A 3,647-nucleotide genomic window follows, 5' to 3' on the forward strand; every position below is an offset into this window, starting at 1 on the left:
GACGCCAGACGCCGCTGGCAGGCGGCCGCCGCTTCGATGCCCAACCCCCGCCCGCCGTCGCTCACGGGCGCCATCAATGCGAGGTAGCCGAGGTCTTTGAGATCTGCGAGGTCCGCGTGGAAGAACTCGTTCCGGGCGTCGTACCCCGCGGCGCGATCCCGGAACGTGTCGAGGAGAGTGTCCGGAAGTATGTCCTCGGGTGTGTCCATGATCAACGCTGCCTAGTAGGTGGTGAGCAACCGGTTGAGCACCCGGGAGCCGAACTTGAGGGACTCGGTAGGGACCCGCTCATCGACACCGTGGAACATACCGGTGAAGTCCAGTTCGTCGGGCAGCTGCAGTGGCGCAAACCCGTAGCCGGTGATGCCGAGGCGGCTGAGCGACTTGTTGTCGGTGCCCCCGGAGAGCGTGTAGGGCAGCACCTTAGCGCCCGGGTCCTGGCTGTGCAGCGCATCGATCATTGAGTCCACCAGGTTTCCCGCGAAGGGGACCTCCAGGGAGACGTCCTTGTGATCATAGGTGACGTCGACGCCGTCGCCCGCGAGCTCCTTGATGGTGGCCAGCACCTGCTCCTCCTGGCCGGGGAGGGTGCGCACATCGATCAGGGCTTCAGCAGTGCCCGGGATGACATTGTGCTTGTAACCGCTCTTGAGCATTGTGGGGTTGGACGTATTCTGCAGGGTGGCACCGACGAAGCGGGCCACGGTTCCAAGCTCGGTGAGCAGGGTTTCTGGATTGTCTGCATCGAACTCAACCCCGGTGAGTTCGGTCACACCCTCGAGGAACTGGCGGGTGGTAGGCGTCAGCTCGATGGGCCAGTTGTACTCCCCCACCCGGGTTACCGCCCGGGCCAGGCGGGTGACTGCGTTGTCAGTGTTGATTTGCGAACCGTGTCCAGCGCGCCCGTGGGCTACCAGACGAAGCCAAGAGATCCCCTTCTCGGCAGTCTGCAGCAGGTAGGTGCGCTGCCCGCCGATGGTGGCAGAGAAGCCGCCGACCTCCGAGATGGCTTCGGTGGCTCCTTCGAAGAGCCCGGGCCGCGTGTCGACCAGCCAGGATGCTCCGTACTTGCCGCCAGCCTCCTCGTCGGCGAAGAAGCCGAAGATCAGGTCCCGCTTGGGCTGAATGTTCTCCCGCTGCATGCTGCGGAGCACCGAGAGGATCATGGCGTCCATATCCTTCATGTCTACGGCGCCGCGGCCCCAGATCAGGCCGTCCTTTTCCTCGCCGCTGAAGGGATCGACTGTCCAGTCTTCTTTTTGCGCGGGAACCACGTCCAGATGGCCGTGCACCACCAGGGCGGGCAGCGACGGATCGGAGCCGGGCATCCGGGCAATCACCGAGGCGCGGCCCGGTTCGGACTCAAAGACCTGCGTCCCAAGCCCTACTTCTTCCATCAGGCCCGCCGTATACTCCGCTGCCGCTCGCTCGCCGGGGCCCACGTTGTCGCCATAGTTGGAGGTGTCGATGCGGATGAGTTCCTGGCAGATGCGGACAACTTCGTCTTCGGGCTTGATAGTCATTGTGTAGGCCTCCTGGTGGCGAGTGAGTTGTTCCACCAGCCTAACCACTTTGGCCGGCGGGCCTTCTGAAGGCCGTTAGGGACTGCGGATTAAACTCTTGGCCCTTCATCGTGTTAGAGTTTTTTTCGCTGCTTCCGAGGTTCAGAGCTACGGAAAACATCACCTGCGCGGGTGGCGGAATGGCAGACGCGCTAGCTTGAGGTGCTAGTCCTCTAACGAGGGTGGGGGTTCAAGTCCCCCTCCGCGCACTAGAAAAACCCCGGATTTCCGGGGTTTTTTTATGCCCTCGACCACGCGGGCCCTGTTTTCGACCACGCGGCGCCAATATTTCCCACGGCCGTCGGCGATGTCGACGCATAGTAAAACCATGCCCAACATCGAAAAACGGCCACGCAAGGATGGCTCCACAGCCCATCTCCTTCGTTGGGTCGACAAAAAGACCGGTAAGCGAAGAACCCAACGTTTTGACGAGGTCAAGGACGCCGAGTTCATGATGACCGTTCTGGAGGCTCACGACCTCGACACCTCGCTAGCCCTATCGAGTGCACAGAAGCACTTCATGGGCGCCTACACGGTTACCAAGATGGTCGAGGACCACATCGACCTGCTGACGAACGCGAACGGTTACACGATCAGGCGCTACAAGGGGCAACTAGCAAAGCACCTCACACCAACCATCGGTCGCATTGATGTACTTGAGGTCGACTATCGCGACGTGGTCGGCTGGGTAAAAGCGATGTCGGCTGCCGGATCCTCCCCTAAGACCATTGCAAACGTTCACGGGCTCCTCTCGGCAGCTTTCAAGACTGCAGTCCGCGAGAAGAAGCGCACCGACAATCCGTGCGCAGGAGTGTCTCTTCCTCGAAGCTCAGCAACTGAGGATCCTATGTCGTTCCTTACTCGTGACGAATGGCGGCTGCTGCAATCTCATATCCCGGAGGACCATCGACCCCTCTTCGCATTCCTCGCCGCGACCGGGGTGCGCTTCTCGGAGGCCACGGCTCTGTACGGAAGAGACTTTTCTTCTGACGAACATGGACAGGTCACTGTCCGGATTGCTCGAGCCTGGACCCGAAGCGAAACAAACCAGCCAGTCATAGGTCCGCCGAAGACAGCCCAGTCTCGCCGCACGATCGCAGTCGAAGCCAGGACGGCGATGTATCTGGCCTAGTCGATAAGAGTATCCAGGAAGACGGCGAAACACTTGTTCTTGAATCCATCGGGTAGACCGATTGACCATCGCCGCGCGTGGGAGATCTGGGACGAGGCTGTACGGTCAGCTCAGGCAGCAGGCTTGGACAAGAAGCCTCGTATTCACGATCTTCGCCATTCGAACGCGTCATGGCTGCTCCAGGCGGGGCTGGACATTTATAAGCTCCAGAAGCACCTGGGACACCGGTCCATCACCACGACCATCGACCGATACTCCCATCTGTTGCCCGAGGGAGTTTCGGACACTGCTGCCGCGATGAACCGGGCGTTCGTCTGATTATTGACGGCAGACGCAAACACCGACCGCCACCAAACCCAACTTAGCTAATCACTCAGAACGGACACCTGGAGCGCATGGCCGGCTCTCTTTTGACCTAGCCACTGTATGAGCTCTGAGAGTATGAAATCTGCAACTATGAGGTGCCTACCCGACGCAACACGGCGAATCTCAGCTAGACGGAAAACGGCGGTAGAGCCTGTCAGCGCTTCCAGAAGTTCAGGAGCGGGTGAATGTGAGGAAGCCACTCCTTGCTTCTCTTTATTTTGCAGAACCAGTACGAGCTTTAGTGCAGCTCTGGACTGTCCGAGGAGTATTCGTCCTCAGGGAACCTGGTATCGACTAGTTGGCGCGAATACTTCAATGCTCGTGACGGCTCAAGATCGTCCAGCTTGAATTCGGCGGGTTCGAGCATTGCCAAGTCGCCCTCGTAGCCCTGGGCTCTTGTCGTCGCAACCACGAAAGCGTCTGCGTTTGACTGCGCGACGTCATCCATGAAATCAGAAATTCTCTCAAGCAAGGTCGACCTTGTAGAAGCGTCGGGAACTTCATCCAACCCATCGAGGATGATGATCCAAGGCCAGGTTTTCAGCCAAGATGTAAGTTGAGACGGTGTTATTTGGTGACCTACTCGC

The 3,647-nt window shown here is 59.6% G+C and carries 4 protein-coding genes, 1 tRNA gene and 1 pseudogene; 3 read left to right on the forward strand and 3 right to left on the reverse strand.

Annotated features, from left to right (window positions below):
• Both Y703_RS22425 and Y703_RS0112285 read right to left on the reverse strand, forming a co-directional pair.
• Nucleotides 1-209: pseudogene (locus Y703_RS22425) on the reverse strand (acyl-CoA dehydrogenase); the annotation flags it as partial.
• Nucleotides 210-221: 12 nt separating this feature from the next.
• Nucleotides 222-1,523, reverse strand: coding sequence for a M20/M25/M40 family metallo-hydrolase (locus Y703_RS0112285; protein ID WP_026552934.1), 1,302 nt, complete (start codon nucleotides 1,521-1,523; stop codon nucleotides 222-224).
• A gap of 165 nt (nucleotides 1,524-1,688) precedes the next feature.
• Here Y703_RS0112285 and Y703_RS0112290 point away from each other — a divergent pair.
• The 3 genes from Y703_RS0112290 (at nucleotide 1,689) to Y703_RS20950 (ending at nucleotide 3,012) form a co-directional block, all read left to right on the forward strand.
• Nucleotides 1,689-1,771 (forward strand) — tRNA-Leu (locus Y703_RS0112290).
• A gap of 119 nt (nucleotides 1,772-1,890) precedes the next feature.
• Nucleotides 1,891-2,694 (forward strand): tyrosine-type recombinase/integrase, encoded by an 804-nt coding sequence (locus Y703_RS19725; protein WP_051427553.1) that lies wholly within the window; start codon nucleotides 1,891-1,893, stop codon nucleotides 2,692-2,694.
• Nucleotides 2,695-2,697: 3 nt separating this feature from the next.
• The gene (locus Y703_RS20950; protein WP_081743523.1) at nucleotides 2,698-3,012 is read left to right on the forward strand and encodes a tyrosine-type recombinase/integrase; all 315 of its coding nucleotides are present in this window, start codon (nucleotides 2,698-2,700) and stop codon (nucleotides 3,010-3,012) included.
• A gap of 286 nt (nucleotides 3,013-3,298) precedes the next feature.
• Here the strand turns inward: Y703_RS20950 and Y703_RS0112300 are convergent.
• Nucleotides 3,299-3,647 (reverse strand): hypothetical protein (locus Y703_RS0112300; RefSeq protein ID WP_216698898.1); only part of this gene is annotated, 349 nt, incomplete at its 5' end.

This window comes from Arthrobacter sp. H20 (genome assembly GCF_000520515.1).
In the GTDB taxonomy this organism is placed as follows: Bacteria; Actinomycetota; Actinomycetes; order Actinomycetales; family Micrococcaceae; genus Arthrobacter_D.